Origin of the sequence: Imperialibacter roseus (assembly GCF_032999765.1) — a bacterium.
GTDB lineage: Bacteria > Bacteroidota > Bacteroidia > Cytophagales > Cyclobacteriaceae > Imperialibacter > Imperialibacter roseus.
This window is the reverse complement of record NZ_CP136051.1, coordinates 488811-506136: the sequence shown is the minus strand read 5'-3', so window position 1 is coordinate 506136 and position 17326 is coordinate 488811. Positions and strand designations below refer to the sequence as shown.

Annotated in this window: 16 protein-coding genes; 14 read left to right on the top strand and 2 right to left on the bottom strand. The window is 48.9% G+C overall.

The window, feature by feature from the left end; translation table 11 throughout:
- Positions 1–84 precede the first annotated feature (84 nt).
- Together RT717_RS02180 and RT717_RS02175 are read left to right on the top strand one after the other, a co-directional pair.
- Positions 85–1611: a sulfatase family protein gene (locus RT717_RS02180; RefSeq protein ID WP_317490107.1), complete on the top strand. Its 1527-nt coding sequence runs from the start codon at positions 85–87 to the stop codon at positions 1609–1611.
- Between the two features lie 74 nt (positions 1612–1685).
- Entirely contained in the window at positions 1686–2156 is a 471-nt protein-coding gene (locus tag RT717_RS02175) for a DUF6265 family protein (protein WP_317490106.1), read from the top strand.
- An 8-nt stretch (positions 2157–2164) separates the two neighbouring features.
- On the opposite strand, the gene RT717_RS02170 is transcribed toward RT717_RS02175, so the two are convergent.
- On the bottom strand, positions 2165–3211 hold the full coding sequence (locus RT717_RS02170; RefSeq protein WP_317490105.1) for a potassium channel family protein: 1047 nt from the start codon (positions 3209–3211) through the stop codon (positions 2165–2167).
- 171 nt (positions 3212–3382) lie between these two features.
- Between RT717_RS02170 and RT717_RS02165 the strand changes: the two genes are divergently transcribed.
- From RT717_RS02165 to RT717_RS02125, 9 genes are all read left to right on the top strand, one after another.
- On the top strand, positions 3383–3934 hold the full coding sequence (locus RT717_RS02165) for a DUF3124 domain-containing protein (protein ID WP_317490104.1): 552 nt from the start codon (positions 3383–3385) through the stop codon (positions 3932–3934).
- 184 nt (positions 3935–4118) lie between these two features.
- A complete protein-coding gene (locus RT717_RS02160) occupies positions 4119–5873 on the top strand; it encodes a hypothetical protein (protein ID WP_317490103.1) in 1755 nt (584 codons plus the stop codon).
- Between the two features lie 163 nt (positions 5874–6036).
- Positions 6037–8544: a CehA/McbA family metallohydrolase gene (locus tag RT717_RS02155; protein ID WP_317490102.1), complete on the top strand. Its 2508-nt coding sequence runs from the start codon at positions 6037–6039 to the stop codon at positions 8542–8544.
- A 133-nt stretch (positions 8545–8677) separates the two neighbouring features.
- Complete coding sequence (locus RT717_RS02150) at positions 8678–9940, top strand: aspartate aminotransferase family protein (RefSeq protein ID WP_317490101.1); 1263 nt, start codon at positions 8678–8680, stop codon at positions 9938–9940.
- A 3-nt stretch (positions 9941–9943) separates the two neighbouring features.
- Entirely contained in the window at positions 9944–10642 is a 699-nt protein-coding gene (locus RT717_RS02145; RefSeq protein WP_317490100.1) for a CoA transferase subunit A, read from the top strand.
- Complete coding sequence (locus RT717_RS02140; protein ID WP_317490099.1) at positions 10621–11271, top strand: 3-oxoacid CoA-transferase subunit B; 651 nt, start codon at positions 10621–10623, stop codon at positions 11269–11271. The genes RT717_RS02145 and RT717_RS02140 overlap by 22 nt, the downstream gene beginning before the upstream one ends.
- Positions 11264–12538, top strand: a complete 1275-nt coding sequence (locus RT717_RS02135; RefSeq protein WP_317490098.1) for a peptidase — start codon at positions 11264–11266, stop codon at positions 12536–12538. The genes RT717_RS02140 and RT717_RS02135 overlap by 8 nt, the downstream gene beginning before the upstream one ends.
- Positions 12539–12542: 4 nt before the next feature.
- A complete protein-coding gene (gene ablB, locus RT717_RS02130) occupies positions 12543–13376 on the top strand; it encodes a putative beta-lysine N-acetyltransferase (protein ID WP_317490097.1) in 834 nt (277 codons plus the stop codon).
- Between the two features lie 114 nt (positions 13377–13490).
- Positions 13491–13871: a nuclear transport factor 2 family protein gene (locus RT717_RS02125; protein ID WP_317490096.1), complete on the top strand. Its 381-nt coding sequence runs from the start codon at positions 13491–13493 to the stop codon at positions 13869–13871.
- A gap of 46 nt (positions 13872–13917) precedes the next feature.
- Here the strand turns inward: RT717_RS02125 and RT717_RS02120 are convergent, their stop codons facing one another.
- Entirely contained in the window at positions 13918–14565 is a 648-nt protein-coding gene (locus RT717_RS02120; protein ID WP_317490095.1) for an FAD-binding oxidoreductase, read from the bottom strand.
- A 177-nt stretch (positions 14566–14742) separates the two neighbouring features.
- Between RT717_RS02120 and RT717_RS02115 the strand changes: the two genes are divergently transcribed.
- The 3 genes from RT717_RS02115 to RT717_RS02105 all read left to right on the top strand — a co-directional run bounded on the left by RT717_RS02115 (position 14743) and on the right by RT717_RS02105 (position 17223).
- Positions 14743–15972 (top strand): DUF711 family protein, encoded by a 1230-nt coding sequence (locus RT717_RS02115; RefSeq protein WP_317490094.1) that lies wholly within the window; start codon positions 14743–14745, stop codon positions 15970–15972.
- A 147-nt stretch (positions 15973–16119) separates the two neighbouring features.
- Complete coding sequence (locus tag RT717_RS02110; protein ID WP_317490093.1) at positions 16120–16425, top strand: nucleotidyltransferase family protein; 306 nt, start codon at positions 16120–16122, stop codon at positions 16423–16425.
- Between the two features lie 81 nt (positions 16426–16506).
- Positions 16507–17223, top strand: a complete 717-nt coding sequence (locus RT717_RS02105; RefSeq protein ID WP_317490092.1) for a rhamnogalacturonan acetylesterase — start codon at positions 16507–16509, stop codon at positions 17221–17223.
- Positions 17224–17326: the final 103 nt, after the last annotated feature.

Here is a 17326-nt window from a genome sequence, read left to right as displayed (position 1 = left end):
CAGAAGCAGGGTGCGGCAGTACAGCAAGTAGAGGGATTTTTGTAACTTAATCCTTCTGGTTGAACCCCTAACCTACTTACCTGCGTGAAAAACTCTTTCCTGATTATCCTTTCAATCCTCCTCGCCATTAGCTGCACACCTGAATCGCAGCCTGCCAAAGAGGTGCCTGCCGTTAAGCAACCCAACGTCCTGTTCCTGATTGCCGACGACTGGTCGTACCCCCACGCCGGTATTTACGGCGACCCTGTGGTGCGCACCCCTACTTTCGACCGCATCGCCAGGGAAGGTGCCTTGTTTCAAAATGCTTACACCGCAGCGCCCAGCTGCTCGCCATCCAGAGCGGCCATATTAACTGGTCGCTTTCCGCACCAGCTGGAGTCAGCTGGCAACCTGTGGTCGGTGTTTCCGAAAAAGTTTGCCAACTGGGTCACCATCCTGGGAGAAAACGGCTACTTCACGGGCAAAACCAGGAAAGGCTGGGGCCCCGGTGACTTCAAAGCAGGCGGTTATACCGACAACCCGGCTGGAAAAGACTTTGCCTCCTTTGAGGAATTCTTTGCGCAGAAGCCTGCTGGAACCCCGTTCTCCTTTTGGTTTGGCAGCACCGATCCACACCGGGACTACGTGCCCAACACGGGCGTTCAAACTGGTATGTCGCTGAACGACGTGATTGTGCCAGCCTTTCTACCCGACCTGCCCTGCGTGAGAAACGATATCCTTGATTATTACTTCGAAGTGGAACGGTTCGACAGGGAAAGTGGCCGCATCCTCAAAATGCTGGAAGAAGCCGGTGAGCTGGACAATACCATTGTGGTGATGACGAGTGACAACGGCATGCCTTTTCCCCGAGCCAAAGCAAACTTGTATGAATATGGTGCTCACATGCCGCTGGCCATGCGCTTTCCTTCCAAAATAGCTGAGGGAACGGTGATAACGGAGTTCACGAACGCTGTGGATTTTGCGCCCACCTTCGTGGAAGCTGCTGGATTGGACGCCAGCATGTTCACAACAGGCAGTAGCTTGTGGCCACTGTTGGCTGGTGGTACTGATAGCAAGGACAGAAGTCGGGGATATTCGGAAAGAGAGCGCCATGCCAACGTGCGGGCTGGCGACCTCAGCTACCCCAGCCGCAGCGTGAGAACGGAGCAATACCTTTACATCAAAAACTTCATGCCCGACAGATGGCCTGCGGGTGATCCGACTACCCATCAATCGGTGGGGCAATATGGCGATGTAGACAATTCCATCACTAAATACCTGATCATGGCGATGGAGGGTAAAGCTGCGGAAACCACGCCCGACTATTTCAACCTGACCTTTGCGAAGCGGCAGCCGGAAGAGCTCTACGACATCAAAAAAGACCCCTTCCAACTGCACAACCTTGCACTTGACCCGGAGTACCGATCGACCATGAGCAGCCTGCAGGCTGACCTTCAGCAATGGATGGAGTCCACCGGCGACTTGAGAGCAACAGATCCATTGACGATCTATTGGGACACCGTGCTTTACACGCCCAATTACCAGTTCCATGATTTTGATCTGGCTGAAGGCATCGAAGGTTATGCCATCGCTCGTCCGTTTACTAAAGAGGAGATTCCCTGTCTGGAGTAGAGAAAAAATGAGATAATTGTCCATTGTCAGCACTTGAGTCTGTCTATACCCTGGAACCTCTAAAGGAACAATGTATGAAAACAACTATCACAACGATCATCTGCCTTTTCTTTCTCACGCCTTACGTTTCCGCAGGCAACGAGCCGACACCTTTCAACATCAACGACTACGCCTGGCTTTCCGGCCGCTGGACAGGTGACGGCTTTGGAGGGACGTCCGAAGAAATATGGTCGCCACCTTCGGCTGACGGCACCATGATGGGCGTGTACCGACACCACAATGCCGATGGCAGCCTCAACTTCTACGAGTTTATGGTGCTGGACAAAACGGGGCTCCGCCTCAAGCACTTTACGCCTGAGTTGGTCGGTTGGGAAACAAAAGAAAACTATCTCACTTTTGAAATGATAACATTTTCCAAAGACAAAATCGAGCTGAAGGGCCTGGTGTTCGAAAGGAAATCCGACAACCAGATGGACATCAAGCTTCGGTTAAAAAGAGGGGACAGTGTGGAAACAGAAGTCTTTCAGATGAAAAAAAGTGAATAATCTTCGGGCTACATTTTGTCGTAGTTGAGAGTGGTGTAGACATCGAAGAATTTTTTGAGAATGACATTGGAACCCAGCACAATCAGGTAGTCATTTTCGCCGATAAAGGTATCGGCGGATGGTCCGGGGATAAGCCCCTTCACGTTGTCCTTCACTCCCACCACAATCACGCCAGTCGTGGCCGAAATATCCAGCTGTCTCAGGGTCTTGTCCCTATACTCCGACTTCAGATGCTCGTAGCCCACTTCCTCCAAATGGTAGCTCATCCCTGACACACCATTGAGCAAGTTTAGGAATTCGATAACAATCGGCTTGGTGACGAGCTGGGCCATGAACATGCCTCCGAGCAAGTCGGGAAGAATGACATTGTTGGCACCGGCCCTATACAGCTTATTTTCCGTTTCAATGTTAGAAGCCCTTGCAATGATCCTGATTTTTTCGTTAAGTGCTCTGGCCGTCAGCGTGATGAAAACGTTGGAAGCATCGTTGGGTGTGGTAATAATAATGGCCCTGGCTCGTTCAATCCCCACCGTCCGCAGGTTCTCATCTTCCGTGGCATCCCCGATGAACAATTTCATCTCATCTGGAATGACATTCACCATATTGGGGTCTTTCTCGATGATGACAAACTGCTCTTTGCTCTTTTTCAACTCTTCACTAGAGCGGGCGCCATTCCTTCCATAGCCACACACAATCACATGGTTCTTCAGCTTACTTATTTCCATACCCGAGCGATAGCTTTTAACAATTGATTTTAGTTTTCCTTCAAATATGTAGCTGGATATCACTGACACCACATAGGCGAAAATACCCAGATTCATTAAAATATAGATGGAGGTGAACACCCTGCCTGCAGCACTCAACTCCTTTACCTCCGTGAAGCCAACGGTGCCCACAGTGATGATGGTCATGTAGAGAGCATTCACAAAATCCAGTTCCTCGATCACCGTGAAACCGACTAAACCCACACCCAAACTGAAAAGGAAAAGGAAGAACGAAATGATGAGATTCCTAAGCTGCTTGTTTACATGATTGATGGTCTTCAGTTCTGACATCTGTGATTGAGCCTCCAAATAGTTCTCGGAAATTAGAGAAATTTGTGGAAGGAATAAAGCTGACGAGATTTTGGCAGAGAATACTTTTTGTTAGCCAATCAATATTGACCGGGGAGCATGGCTTTAGTCAATTGTTCTGTAAATTGACTCTCAAACGAAACCAGTCAATTCATGGGCTTTTCAAATCGGGCAACATCACCAATTAAGACATTTGCACGCCACCTGCTCCTGGCAGCGACTTTAAGTGTTGCACTTTTCGCCTGCAAAGAACCTGAGCCAACAAGTTCGGTGAAACCTGTAAACTGGAAAGAAAGGTTCATAGAACTGAATGAGTCCGACTCCCTGGTTACCGGATCAACCTACCTGTCGGTTTACTCACAAATTTACAGCCGGTCGGAAAGCCGAACGCATGATCTGACGTCCACCATCAGTATGCGGAATACCAGCCTTACCGATTCTATCTACATGCTGAAAGCTGACTATTACAACACACATGGCGAGCTGCTCAGAACATACTTTAAGAATCCGATATTCATCAGCCCAATGGAAACGATAGAAATAGTGATTGATGAAGTAGACAATGAAGGAGGCACTGGGGCCAACTTCATCTTCGACTGGGCGGTAAGAGATGAAACTCACAAGCCACTGTTTGAAGCGGTGATGATATCAACTTCTGGCCAGCAAGGCATTTCTTTTACTACGCAGGGTGTAAGCATTGAGTAACCACAGCAAAGGCAATCTAACGGTGTTTGCCAACATCTTCCGAAAACTTTTACCAGACATCTACCTACAAACACCTACCTGTCAGTCATTTGGCGAAAAAAAACTTTGCTCCTGGCCCTCCCGCCAGATACAAGTGATGCTGTAATCATCTAAATTACATTCATCAAACCTAACTTTTTCATTTATGAAGTTTCCCATAGTTTTCAGGATCTATGCGGTTCTTAACCTGCTGATTTTTTTCGGGTTGGCTTTGCAATCAGTTTTGGTCTTCCTCCAGCCAGGCTTCGCCACTTTCTGGTGGGCATTGGCCAGCTGCTTCACATGCGTTTGGTTTTTGATTTCCAGCCTTATGTGGATGACCGGTTCAACAAAGTCATACACCATGCTTCACCTTACAGCCACCGTCGGCTTGCTTTATTCGGCTTCTATTTTGTACCAGGGGTTGGCTGTTCTCAATGATATTGGAAAGGACGGGTTTCTGATTATGTTCGCCTACGCACTGCTCTTCTTCGTCTATGCACTACTCATCTTCTCAACCATGCTTTTCAAGTCGGTGAAGGCCTGGGCAAATGACATAGATACTACTCCAAAGCCGAAGTTCGATGGCGTATTGGTCGGCCTATTTGTTGGGCTGGCCATCTTTGTTTCCGCTGGCTACATCTATGCCAACAATGCAGTCACCCGAGAATTGTACATCGACTCCGCTAATAGTGCCGCTGGCCCAATAGATGGATACACGATTGTCCACCTAAATGCACTGACCGAATTCGATGGATTCCGACTTTCCACAGAGGGTAACAGTCCCGGAAAGGTGGTTGCCTATTTTGCTGACAAGTATGAAGCAGTGGGTATAGGCGATTGCTTTCGATCCGACACGGTTACGCTGGTAAACAGGGACGGGTATCTGTACGCCTCCTTTCCTCCTGTTTGGGCAAAAAAAATGATCTTCGTTCAGGATGAGGTAGCCGTCAATGCCTACGAGCTTTACCTTATCCGCAAAGTGCCTTTTTTTGACAATGATAGAAATACAGAAAGGTTCGTTTTGAGAAACAGCGACCCGGTTCCTCAGCTATATGCAGGTGATAACCAGGTTTATGAAGACGAATATTATGAGGAAGAGTACTACGACGGCGACGATATGGCGGAGGCTCCTGCGATGGAGTTTTACGAAGAGACCGGGCCAATTACACTTGATGAAGCACACCGGACTAGGTTCCTGACGTCGATGCTCGACTGGTTTGTTGCCGTTATTTTGCCTGGCGAAGAGTCTTTTTATTTTAACACCTCACCAGAAGAACTAACCATCAACGGAACCACTATGGGCGTTTACGCTCATTTCGCTACGCTTTTTCGCTCAAGCCTTCCCGATGGCGCTCGCCAATACCTCAAAGCGGAAGATGCCAATGCTGATTCCTACTCGCTGCAAAGGGCGGTGTCCGAAGCATCGGGGTTCAACCTTTACCAGACGACTGGAGACTTGAACGACCTGCCCTTCAGCAGACTTAATCCTAACTTCGTAAGCTGGATGGGCAACAACCTCGTCCCAGAACCAAACCAACAGTTTTTTGGAGAGGAAGCCGGAAAAATTTACAGAGTATCCTTCAGGCGAATGGTTTGGATGCTGGCTACCAGCTACGAGTATCTGTCCGATGGCAATAAATGGGAGAGCGAGGCCTTGGCTTACAAAAACGCCATGCAATCCGAAGGCTTCTACGGTCCTGGCTACCTCTACGACCGCTACGCTACTCAGGACTTGAAAAATAGTGTTTTTTCTAAGTATTATGAGGAATTTCCCACGAACAACAATGACTACTATTACTTCACAGAGGAGATAGCCATTGGCTTTTGGCTGCGTCGCAGGTTGGACGGCACTGACGATGAGATGTCGCAATTTTTGACCAAAATACTGGAGAAACTCGATAGCTATACCTGGGGCTAAATCAAATGTCCGGGAAGCCTGGCACTGTCTGAGTTCCATATAGGAAGGAGTCGTTTCAAACAGCCGTGCAAAATGCAACGGCTGCTGGTCAGATTTAATCGCCAAGGCGGCCACTCCGATCAAACATCTTTGAAACCACAGCCTTTTTTCCGAACTAGTGAGGATGGAAAAACGCCTGCACCTCCTTTTGCTTTTTGGCCTGCTTTCATTCTCTCCTCTATTGGGGCAAAGGCCATGGGTGTTGAGCCAAATCGACATCCCCCACCCTTACTATTACCGGGAAATGTATGTGCCGCAGCTCACCACAGGCCCCTCTTCTGCCACCTGGTCACCCGATGGCACCAGCCTGATCTACTCCATGGCTGGCAGCTTGTGGCAGCAAAAAATAGATGAAACCACTGCCATCCAAATCACAGACGGGCCTGGCTACGACTACCAGCCCGACTGGTCGCCGGACGGAAACAGCGTCGTGTTTGTTCGGTACGATAACGATGCGATGGAGCTTCACCTGCTGGACTTGTCTACTGGCAAAATCACCAAGCTTACAGAAGGCAGCGCCGTCAATATCGACCCTCGATTTTCCCCTGATGGCTCGCAAATAGCTTTTGTTTCCACCAAGGAAACCGGCAACTTCCGCATTTGGATAGGGAGCCTGAACAACAATAGACTGGCAGCTAAACCTCTTTCTCCGGAGCGCACCACCGCCATTCCCCGCTACTACTATGGCCAGCCCGATCACCAACTGAGTCCCTCCTGGTCGCCCGATGGCAAGTCGCTGGTGTTCGTGACCAACCCCGACGTGCTGCACGGCTCAGGCAATATTTATAGAACCGAAGTAAACAACTACAACCCTGTTTTGCTACGGGAGGAAGAAACGAACTGGCGTGCCAGCCCCGACTGGTCGCCCGATGGCAAGCGCATTATTTACTCGTCTTACCTCGGCCAGCAGTGGCACCAGCTCTGGATGACTCCGGCCGATGAAAAAGGCTACCCCATTGCCATGGGATACGGCGATTTCGACGCCACTCATGCCCGATGGTCACCCGACGGAAGCAAGATCGCCTACATAACCAATGAACAAGGCAACACGGAACTCTACCTGATGGATTGGCTTACCAGTAAAAAGTGGTCATTGCTGATCAATGAAAAGAAGTACATCCACCCAACGGCAACTATTATTATAAAAACCTATAATGATAGCAAGCAACCGACTCCGGCCCGACTGACTGTGATGGTGGGTGACAAAAGCTTCGCACCTGATGATGCATGGATGCATGGCAACGAGACCTTTGACCGAAGCAAACAAAAATTTGAAACCTACTATTTCCATTCTCCAGGAGAAGTGAAAGTGACGGTGCCTGTCGGTGAGGTAAAAATTACCGCCTGGAAAGGCTTCCGAAAGGCAAATGATGCTACCATCGCAGTGAAAGCAGGTGAGGAAAAAGAGATTGCTTTTTCATGGGCTCCCTCCACCATTCCGTCGTACCACGGCACCTGGAAGTCAGCCGATGTGCATGTGCATATGAACTACGGCGGGCACTACCGCAATACGCCAGCACACCTGGCCATGCAGGCTAAAGCAGAAGACCTGGACATCGTATACAACCTTGTGGTGAACAAAGAACAGCGCATTCCGGATATTGAATATTTTTCTGTGGATCCTGACAATGCTTCAGAAGAACAGACCCTGATTATGCATGGTCAAGAGTACCACACCAGCTTTTGGGGGCATACTGGTCTGCTGGGCATGTCGTCCAATTATCTTCTTCCAGGGTACGTCGGCTATACCCATACAGGCACCGAAAGCCCTTACCCCTCCAACACTGTGGTGGCCGACATCGCACATGACCAAAACGGCATTGTGGGCTACGTGCATCCTTTTGAAACCGAACCTGACCTCAGCAAGCCCACGAGCTTTTCCTTGCCTGTAGATGTAGCACTGGGCAAAGTGGACTACTATGAGACGGTAGGGTATAGCGATCATCATATTTCCGCCGGGGTATGGTACAAGCTGATGAACTGTGGCTTTCGGCTGGCTCCTGTTGGCGGCACCGACGCCATGGCCAATTACGCCTCGTTACGGGGGCCTGTTGGTCTGACACGAGCGTTTGTGAAAATGGAGAAAGGCGATGAACGGCTACTCCATGAGAAATTCATTGATGGCATCAGGAAAGGGAAGACTTTCGCCAGCAATGGGCCCCTCCTTGGGTTTAGTCTTGATAACCAGGGCCCTGGCGGAGACATAACGCTTGCGAAAAAAGGGAAGCTCAGCTACAAAGGCTTTGTTCGCTCCTCTGTGCCTATCGACAAGCTGGAAATTATTCAAAATGGGAAGGTGGTGAAAACCATTGCGTTAACCGGCGACCGTACCACTGCTGATTTCACAGGAACCTTGAATATTTCCAACAGTTCCTGGGTGCTTCTCAGGGCTTACAGTGCACCCAATCCTGAAGTCCTCGATATCTATCCTTATGCCACTACCAATGCGGTGTTTGTAAACGTAGGTGGGCAACCCATACATTCGGCTGAAGACGCTGATTACTTTCTCACCTGGATTGATCGGATTGAAGAAGCAGCTGCGGCTGTTACTACGTGGAATACGGAAGCTGAAAAAACCAGGGTACTTAAGGATATCAAAGAGGCTAGAAAGATATTTGAAGAGCGTAAGTGACATAAGGAAAGCTTAAAAATCTTCCTCACTACCCTGACCCTAAAGGGAATCGGAAGATTTTTAAGCTAATTTTAGATGACGATTCTTAAAACCAGCCACGACGTCAACTTTCTACAGAATTAATTGCAGCAAAGTGCACAACATACAACCCAACCTGAACAAGACGTACCTCAAGGCAGCGAGTGCCAAAGGCGTCTACATTTACGATGAAAACGGCAAGGCCTACCTCGATGGATCTTCCGGAGCGGTGACTTGCTCGCTGGGCCATTCCCACGAAAAGCTCCTGCCCTTTATCAAAAAACAACTAGACAAGCTCCAGTTTGTGTACCGGTCGCAGTTCGCCTCAGAGGAAGCCGAGCAGCTGGCCACAAGACTTTACGAACTATCGCCTGACAAGTCACTGACGCACAGCTTTTTCGTCAACAGTGGCACCGAAGCCATTGAAACGGCTATGAAAATCGCCATTCAGTACTGGCAGGAAAACGGCAAGCCTGAAAAGACACATTTCACCACCCGGAAGAAAAGCTACCACGGCATCACCATGGGGGCACTTTCCTTATCGGGCCATGCCCTGAGAAGGCAGCGGTTTGAAGCCATGCTGGAGAAATACCCTGCTTTGTCGGCTGACCTGGAAAACGACTCACTGGAGGATCAGGTAGCCGAATTTGAAAAAGCAATCGACACCATCGGCCCTTCAAAGATTGCTGCTTTTGTCGCCGAGCCTATGGTGGGAGCAGCCGGCACTGCCCTGGCACCGGTAAACGAATACTATGCCTGCTTCAAGGCAGTCTGCGACAAACATGAGATTTTGTTCATCGCCGATGAGGTAATGACAGGCCTGGGAAGAACCGGAACATGGTTTGGCATGGAGCACTGGGGCACTCAGGCCGACATCGTTGCCGTTGGAAAAAGCCTGGGAGCCGGCTATGCGCCCATAGCTGCCACTTTGATGACCGACAAGGTTCTTGCGCCGATAAAAAAAGGAAGCGGGCTCATCATGAGTGGCCACACCTACAGCGGGCACCCGCTCTCCTGCGCCACTGCCCTCAAAGTGCTGGATATCGTAGAAGAAGACGACTTGCTGGACAACGTAATCAAGAAAGGTGCTTACATCAAGTCCGCCCTTTATGACCTCCAAAAGAAATACCCTGTCATGCAAATAGTGCGGGGCAAGGGGCTGATGATGGGTTTCGAATTGGATCCTGCCATCAAAGGAATGCAGGCAAAACTCATTGAGCATTGCTACCAAAACGGCCTGCTGATTTACCCGGCTGTGGGAGGAAAAGAAGGAACGGATGAAAACGGCGTGTTGATTTCACCACCATTTACCATCAACAAAAGCGAAACCGATGAACTCCTCGGCAAGCTGGAGCAATCACTAAAAGAATGCAGCTAACCTATGCACCTATTCGATAAAGTTACCGACTATGCCACCGTCCAATCAGCTTTTTTTGATGGGATGACCCTGCTTTTTGGTGGATTTGGTGGTGTAGGCACGCCCCCCGGACTGATCGACTGCCTCATAGACTCAGGAGTGAAAGATGTGAAGCTAATCGGCAACGATGCAGGCTTCCCATGGATTGGCATTGGCAAGTTCGTTTGCCTGGAGCGGGCCACTCACCTCCTGGCCTCCCACATCGGCTCCAACCCCACAGCGGGCGACTTGATGAACCAGGGCAAGCTACAGGTAGAGTTTTCGCCACAGGGCATTTTGGTAGAGCGGATACGATCAGGCGGTGTGGGACTAAACGGCTTTTTAACAGAACTGAGTAAAGGAACGCAACTTGAATACGACAAGCCCAGGATTACGATTGAGGGCAAGGAATACCTCTACGAAGCGCCGCTAACAGGAGATGTGGCAATTGTTTACGCCAAGAAAGCTGACACCTTTGGCAATTTGATCTTTGACAAAACAGCCCGAAACACAAACCCTTATGTGGCCATGGCCAGCAAGGTGACCATTGTGGAAGCAGACGAAATTGTGCCCATGGGAGCGCTTGATCCGGAGGAAATTGTGGTGCCGGGCATCTATGTGAAATACATCGTACAATCGAAAGGCTATAACTGGAAATGGGTATGGGAGACGCAAGACAAATAATAGCCAAACGAGCGGCACTGGAAGTAAAGGATGGCATGATCGTGAACCTTGGTATTGGTATTCCTTCTATGGTGCCCAACTTTCTTGGCGAAGACATGAGGGTCTTTTTTCAGGCGGAAAACGGCATCTTGGGCATGGGGCCAACCCCCAAAGAAAATGCTGATGGCAACCTGAGCAATGCCGCCGGGCTGCCGGTGACTATCCTACCCGGTGCCAGCTACTTCGACAGTGCCATTGCCTTTGGTATGATCCGCAGAGGCTGCATCGACTTGTCCATTCTTGGAGCGCTGCAGGTGAACACCCGTGGTGACCTGGCCAACTGGATAGTGCCTGGCAAAAGAGTGCCCGGCGTTGGTGGTGCAATGGAGCTGGCTTATGGAGCAAAAAACCTCATTGCCGTGATGAACCACTGCGACAAAGACGGACAGCCAAAGATTGTGACTGAGTGCTCCCTTCCTGTTACGACCTATCATTGCGTAAAGAAAATCATCACTGAAATGGCTGTGTTTTCCATCATCGATCAGAAGTTGTATCTCGATGAACTGATGCCAGGCTATACTCTAGCGGACGTGAAAAACAATACCGAAGCTGACTTTTCCTTCTCCACCAACTTCAAAGCCCATGACTGACCTTCAAAAGACGTTGGAAGCCTACATCGATGAACACGCCGATGACGCTATCACCTACCTACAGCAATTAATTCAGCAGCCCAGCGTGCAAACCAACGAGCGGGGCGTACAGGAAATAGTGATCGAAAAATTGAACAGGCTAGGCCTTGAAGTAGACGTTTGGGATCCTGTTTATGAGGAGCTTGCTAAAAGCCCCTACTTCGTGGCTTCCCGTGATACTTATGTGGGCAGCCCCAATGTGGTGGGCGTGCTCAAAGGTCAGGGCGGCGGAAAGTCGATCATTTACAATGGCCACATTGACGTGGTGCCGGAAGGCGACCGAAGCAAATGGATCGATGATCCATTTTCTGGCAAAATTGAAAACGGCAAAATGTACGGCCGTGGCACCACCGACATGAAGGGCGGAAACGTGGCGCTGCTATTGGCCATTGAGGCTGTGATCAAAAGTGGCATCAAACTAAAGGGAGACATTATTTTTCATTCTGTCATAGAAGAAGAATCGGGTGGCGTGGGCACATTGGCTACGTTGCTGCGGGGCTATACTGCCGATGCGGCCATTATCCCCGAGCCCACCAACATGAAACTGTTCATCAAGCAGCAAGGCTCGATGTGGTTCAGGGTGACTGTCGAAGGCATATCGGCACACGCCGGCACTCGCTATGAAGGCGTTTCTGCCATTGAGCAAGCCATCAAAATTCACAACGGCATACTGGCGCTGGAAAAAATCCGCAATGACAGGGTGGACGATCCACTTTACAGCCATATTCCCATTCCAATCCCCATCAATATTGGCACCATCAAAGGGGGCTCCTGGCCCTCATCGGTACCAGACCTTGTTATGATTGAGGGACGAATGGGCGTGGGACCGCACGAAACAATCGACGCAGTGAAGCAAGAGCTGGTAAAGCACGTGGCCAGCTTATGCCAGGCCGACGATTGGTTGAAAGACCACCCGGCCAAGGTTGAATTTTTCGGTGCCCAGTGGGTTCCCAATGCAGTGGCCACCGACCATCCCTTTGCTGAATTGATGAAGAAAAACTTTGAGACTATCTATGGCCGGGCGCTTACCATACAGGCATCTCCCTGGGGAACCGATGCCGGACTACTGGGGAATGTGGGCAATATCCCAGCCCTCGTCATCGGGCCGGGAGAAACGAAAGTAGCCCATTTTCCTAATGAGTTCATTGACCTAACAGAAATGATAAAGGCTGCCAAGCTTTTTGCACTGACGCTTACTTCGTGGTGCGGGGTGGCATCCACTGACTAAAAAAGTGATCACGGAAATAAAGAATGACATAGCCGCCATCAGCGTTTACTCTGATGCTTTCAATAAAAGAATCAGGATCGACGACTATTCCGGCGATACGCATGGGGTATTGGCCCTGATAGCCGAGTCGACGCCAGCATGGGCTGAGAAAATTATCGTCAAATCCAGGGAACAGGAAGTTGCAGTTTTTCTATCCGGTGGTTTTATCAAAGAGGCTGAAATTAAAAAGTATTTCAATGGGAGTGATATGTTTTTTCTGGTGAAGTATCCCCTAACTCAACGAGGCAATAGTGCTAAGTTGATGGATGAAAGAAAAGTTGTCACGAGCATCCTTGATCAGAAATACAGCCCAACAGAAGTCGACGCCAGGACAGTTGCCCTGGCAAAAGAGGCTGACGCAAAAGAGCTGGCTGAGCTTTATGCTAAAGTCTTTCAGGTGTACCCGACGCCTCTCAACGACCCAGCTTATGTGAAAAAAACGATGGAGGAAGGCACGAAGTATGTGCTCATCCGGGAACAAAACAGAATTGTTAGCGCCGCCTCAGCTGAAATCAACCGGCAATATGCCAATGCCGAACTCACCGATTGCGCCACGCTTCCCGAAGCCCGGGGAAAAGGCCATATAAAAAAGCTGCTTTCAAAGCTTGAGGAGATTTTGATTGCAGACGACATACAGTGCCTGTACACCATCGCCCGGGCAGAATCTCACGGAATGAACAAGGCCTTCTATCAATTGGGATATACCTACGGAGGCACGCTCATCAACAATTGCTTTATCTACTCTGGTTTGGAAGATATGAATGTGTGGTATAAAGGCGGGACAAAACCAAAAGTGTGAGGTTTTGGCACCCGCTACCCCTTCGACATCGCACTTGCTGTTTGACCGAAAGGAATTGTGATAGCCTTAAAAGTGTTGATTGTGGAAATCACATTATAGCGAAAATTCATTTCCATGAATCACTTACAAGAGAATAAACAAAATGCCATCGCTTTCTATAAAATGGCTTATGAGGGCAACCCCAGAAAAGCCACAGAGTTGTTTTTGAGCGATGAGTACATTCAACACAACCCAGCGGTAGCGGACGGGCTTGATGGGTTCATCGAATACTTTGAGCGAATGCAAGAGTTGTACCCTGAGAAATCGATTGAGTTTGTGAGGGCTATCACAGAAGATAATCTGGTGGCGCTCCACACATATCAAACCTGGCCCGGCAATGACCAATACATTACCATGGATTTTTTTAGGTTCGATCAAAGAGGCAAGATTGTTGAGCACTGGGACTCCATTCAGCAAATTCCGGAAAAGTCGGCCAACCCAAACACCATGTATTGACAATGCCACCTCTAGCAAAAGTCTTTGACTCTATCACCTCATTTAGTTAACTGCCCAAATCAATGTCCCTCACACCAATACTCTTCAGAGCTTTTTCCATGGCTTCATTGAAAGCCGGAGGGCCACACACCAGCACTGGTCTCGACAGGTCGTCGATATGGGCTTTGAGCCACGCTTCATCGATGTTTCCATAATAGTCCGGGTCATCCTTGTCGTTGGCAATGATATTTTGGAAGTGGTCACCCAGCATGTCAGTCAGTTCTTCTTCCAAAAACAGGTCTTTTCTGGTTTTATTGGAAAAAAATAGGAAACAATCAGCCAGCGTATCCTGCTTTTGCATATACCGCATGATAGCAATGAAAGGCGTAATACCTGTGCCACCAGCCAAAAAAACGGCCCTTTTCTGAGGTTGAAAAGTATTAAACGGCTCGGTAAAGCTTATTTCATCACCTGGTTTGAGGCGACTGAGGGCTTCCGTTTTCCCGTGGTGCTCTGCATAAACACGAATCACAAACTCCAGCCTGCCTTCACCAGGTAAATTTGTCATGGTAAAAGGCCCAGGCTCCTGGTCATTCACTTTAATTTCAACAGCGTCACCCACATTATATTCAAATCCTTTTGGCTTCGGTACCTCGAGTTGTATGACATTATGAGCTAGCCAGTTGATGGCTTTAATTTTTTCTTTATACTGCATGTGTTTGCTGGTTTAAAAAGAATAGTACAGACAATAAGTTTTCTTTATCTACCTGTTAACAACGGCTCCCAGTCAAATTGTTTCAAGCAGCACCAATAGCGTGCGTGCGCATAGCATCCAAAATTCGCTTGAGCTATCCTTTTCTTTATTAACTTTAGCTTTACCAAAACCTATCCTATGTTTCGTACACTGCTTTCTGTTGGCTTCCTTTTATTTGCTCTCATATCCCACAGCCAAAACCCTCCCCTCCTTTTCAAAATCAGAACCATCACTGCGGGCATTACGGTAAACGACCTTTCCGATACCACCTCAGTGCTCAAAGCAGTTCAGTTTTTGAAGCAAGCCCGAACCGATTATACCGATGCTGGTTACGAGGTGCAAACGATCAGAATTTCCACGCAAAACCTGTACGAATACCTGGGAGGCAAAACGCTGGACGAGGCTCTGCCCTATTTGAAGAAGTTTGACGAAATAGCCCGGAGAGATGACGTGTCTTTTGCTATCGGCGCTGTGCTACCACCTAACGAATACAATGCAGCAGTTGCGGGTTGGGCCTCCAAACTGATTGGCCAAACAGAACTCATTAATTTCAGTCTGCCCGTTTCTTCCACAGCCCTGGGCATCCACCGCAATACCATCAAAGCCGCAGCAGAAATAGTGGTAGCGGTTGCCAAAGTGGGAAAGGGTGGCGAAGGCAATTTCCGGTTCACGGCATCTGCCAATTGTCCGGCTGGGATTCCCTTCTTTCCGGCAGCGTTCCATTCGGGCGTTAATAGTTTTGCGGTAGGCATTGAATACCCAAACCTTTTGACAGAAGTGTTCTCGAAATCGACCATGGTCAACGCCAGGGAAAACTTAAAAGCCGAACTGGAAAAGCAGTTCCAGCCGGTGCAGACACTAGCTACAAAAATATCAGCCACTTACAGCTGGCAGTACGACGGCATCGACACTTCTCCGGCCCCGGGACTGGACGCCAGCATCGGCACCGCCATTGAGACATTGACCAAGCAGCCTTTCGGCGGGCCATCCACGCTAAGTGCCTGCTCCCTGATCACCGATGTAATCAAGAACCTCGACCTGAAAACCTGCGGCTACTCCGGCCTCATGCTGCCCGTGATTGAAGACAAAGTATTGGCGCAGCGAGCCAATGAAGGCAGGTACACCGTGCAGGAGCTTTTGTTATTCTCCTCCGTTTCCGGCACCGGACTGGATGTAATCCCACTGGCAGGCGCCACTTCACAGGCTACTGTTGAACGCATCTTTACCGATGTGGCTTCTCTTTCCCTCAAGTACACCAACAAAGCCCTGTCAGCCAGGCTGTTCCTAATCCCCGGCAAAAAAGTGGGTGACAAAGTGACCTTCGACAATCCGTATCTGACAGCAGCGAAAGTGATGAGATTGGAGTAGCTGTCCTATTTCTATTATTTTCAATTTAGCCAAACGTCTCCGAACTGCAACCCTTCCCGTTTCTGATGTAAAAGGCCAACATGAAAAGACGAAACGGTTACAGATACGTTTACAACTTTGTATCTTTGTATAGTTTAATGATCAGTTATGCTGACGATTACCGAACATAACAAAAGAGAACTGCAAGCGCTTTGCGAAAAGTACGACGTAAAAACTATGCACGTTTTTGGCTCGGCATGCACCAGCAAGTTCAACGAATCAAGCGACGTCGATATCCTTATTTCCTTTAAAGAAATTTCTTTCGAAAAATACACTGACAACTATTTTGACCTGCACCGGCAGTTGGAGAAACTTTTTGATCGCAAAGTTGACCTGATCACTGAAAACTCGCTCTCCAATCCTTTCTTTATTGAGAGTGTTCAAGAAACCAAGCAATTAATTTATGCAGCGTGAGGTAAAAAATATTTGCTCGACATAAAGACATCTATTGATTCGATTTATGAATTTCTGGGCTACGAATTGAAACTGCTATAAATGACAAGGATTAAGATTATCGTTAGTGTCTTGTTTGTCTGCTGCACACTTTTCTCATCGAAAAGGGTCGAAAAAGTAAATATCTGGCTGATAGGCGACTCTACTATGGCACCAAAATCCGCCAAAGCCTATCCTGAGCTTGGCTGGGGAGAAGGGCTGGCTGACTACGTCACTAACAAAGCCAAAGTCCACAACCACGCCGTCAACGGCCGAAGCAGCCTAAGCTTCATCAATGAGGGCCGCTGGCAGGCGGTGTACGACAGCCTGCAAAAAGGAGATTACGTCATTATTCAATTTGGCCACAACGATGAGAAAACCGATTCAGCCCGACACACCGATCCGTTTGGCAGCTTCAAACAAAACATCCAAAAGTTCATTGATGAAGCCGGAAAAAAAGGGGCCATTCCCATCGTTTGCTCCTCTATTGTCAGGCGCCATTTTGATGCAGAAGGCAACCTCAAAGACACGCACGATGACTACATCACAGGGGCAGCGCAAATCGCCAGGGAAACCAACACAGCTTACGTGAACATGGAAGCGTTGACACGCAAGCTGGTGTCAGGCATGGGGCCAGAAAAATCGAAAGACATCTTTCTCTTCACCGACAGCAAGCAGGACTCCACTCATCTGAATGTGGCAGGAGCCGGTATCGTAGCAGGGCTGTTTGTGGAAGAAGCCAAAGCGCAGAGGTTACCGATTGCCTCCATCTTTAAGTAGAAGCCACCCAGCACCAAAGCCACAAATTGAGTTGCTGCAAAATGCGTGCACTCCATTAGAGGAAAGAAGCTCGGCAAACTTTGCGCATTTTTATATCTTGTTT

Coding starts and splice junctions, on each gene's coding strand:
- RT717_RS02175 (WP_317490106.1), top strand. CDS start 1,686: ATGAAAACAACTATCACAACGATCATCTGCCTTTTCTTTCTCACGCCT.
- RT717_RS02170 (WP_317490105.1), bottom strand. CDS start 3,211: ATGTCAGAACTGAAGACCATCAATCATGTAAACAAGCAGCTTAGGAAT.
- RT717_RS02165 (WP_317490104.1), top strand. CDS start 3,383: ATGGGCTTTTCAAATCGGGCAACATCACCAATTAAGACATTTGCACGC.
- RT717_RS02160 (WP_317490103.1), top strand. CDS start 4,119: ATGAAGTTTCCCATAGTTTTCAGGATCTATGCGGTTCTTAACCTGCTG.
- RT717_RS02155 (WP_317490102.1), top strand. CDS start 6,037: ATGGAAAAACGCCTGCACCTCCTTTTGCTTTTTGGCCTGCTTTCATTC.
- RT717_RS02145 (WP_317490100.1), top strand. CDS start 9,944: ATGCACCTATTCGATAAAGTTACCGACTATGCCACCGTCCAATCAGCT.
- RT717_RS02140 (WP_317490099.1), top strand. CDS start 10,621: ATGGGAGACGCAAGACAAATAATAGCCAAACGAGCGGCACTGGAAGTA.
- RT717_RS02135 (WP_317490098.1), top strand. CDS start 11,264: ATGACTGACCTTCAAAAGACGTTGGAAGCCTACATCGATGAACACGCC.
- RT717_RS02125 (WP_317490096.1), top strand. CDS start 13,491: ATGAATCACTTACAAGAGAATAAACAAAATGCCATCGCTTTCTATAAA.
- RT717_RS02120 (WP_317490095.1), bottom strand. CDS start 14,565: ATGCAGTATAAAGAAAAAATTAAAGCCATCAACTGGCTAGCTCATAAT.
- RT717_RS02115 (WP_317490094.1), top strand. CDS start 14,743: ATGTTTCGTACACTGCTTTCTGTTGGCTTCCTTTTATTTGCTCTCATA.
- RT717_RS02110 (WP_317490093.1), top strand. CDS start 16,120: ATGCTGACGATTACCGAACATAACAAAAGAGAACTGCAAGCGCTTTGC.
- RT717_RS02105 (WP_317490092.1), top strand. CDS start 16,507: ATGACAAGGATTAAGATTATCGTTAGTGTCTTGTTTGTCTGCTGCACA.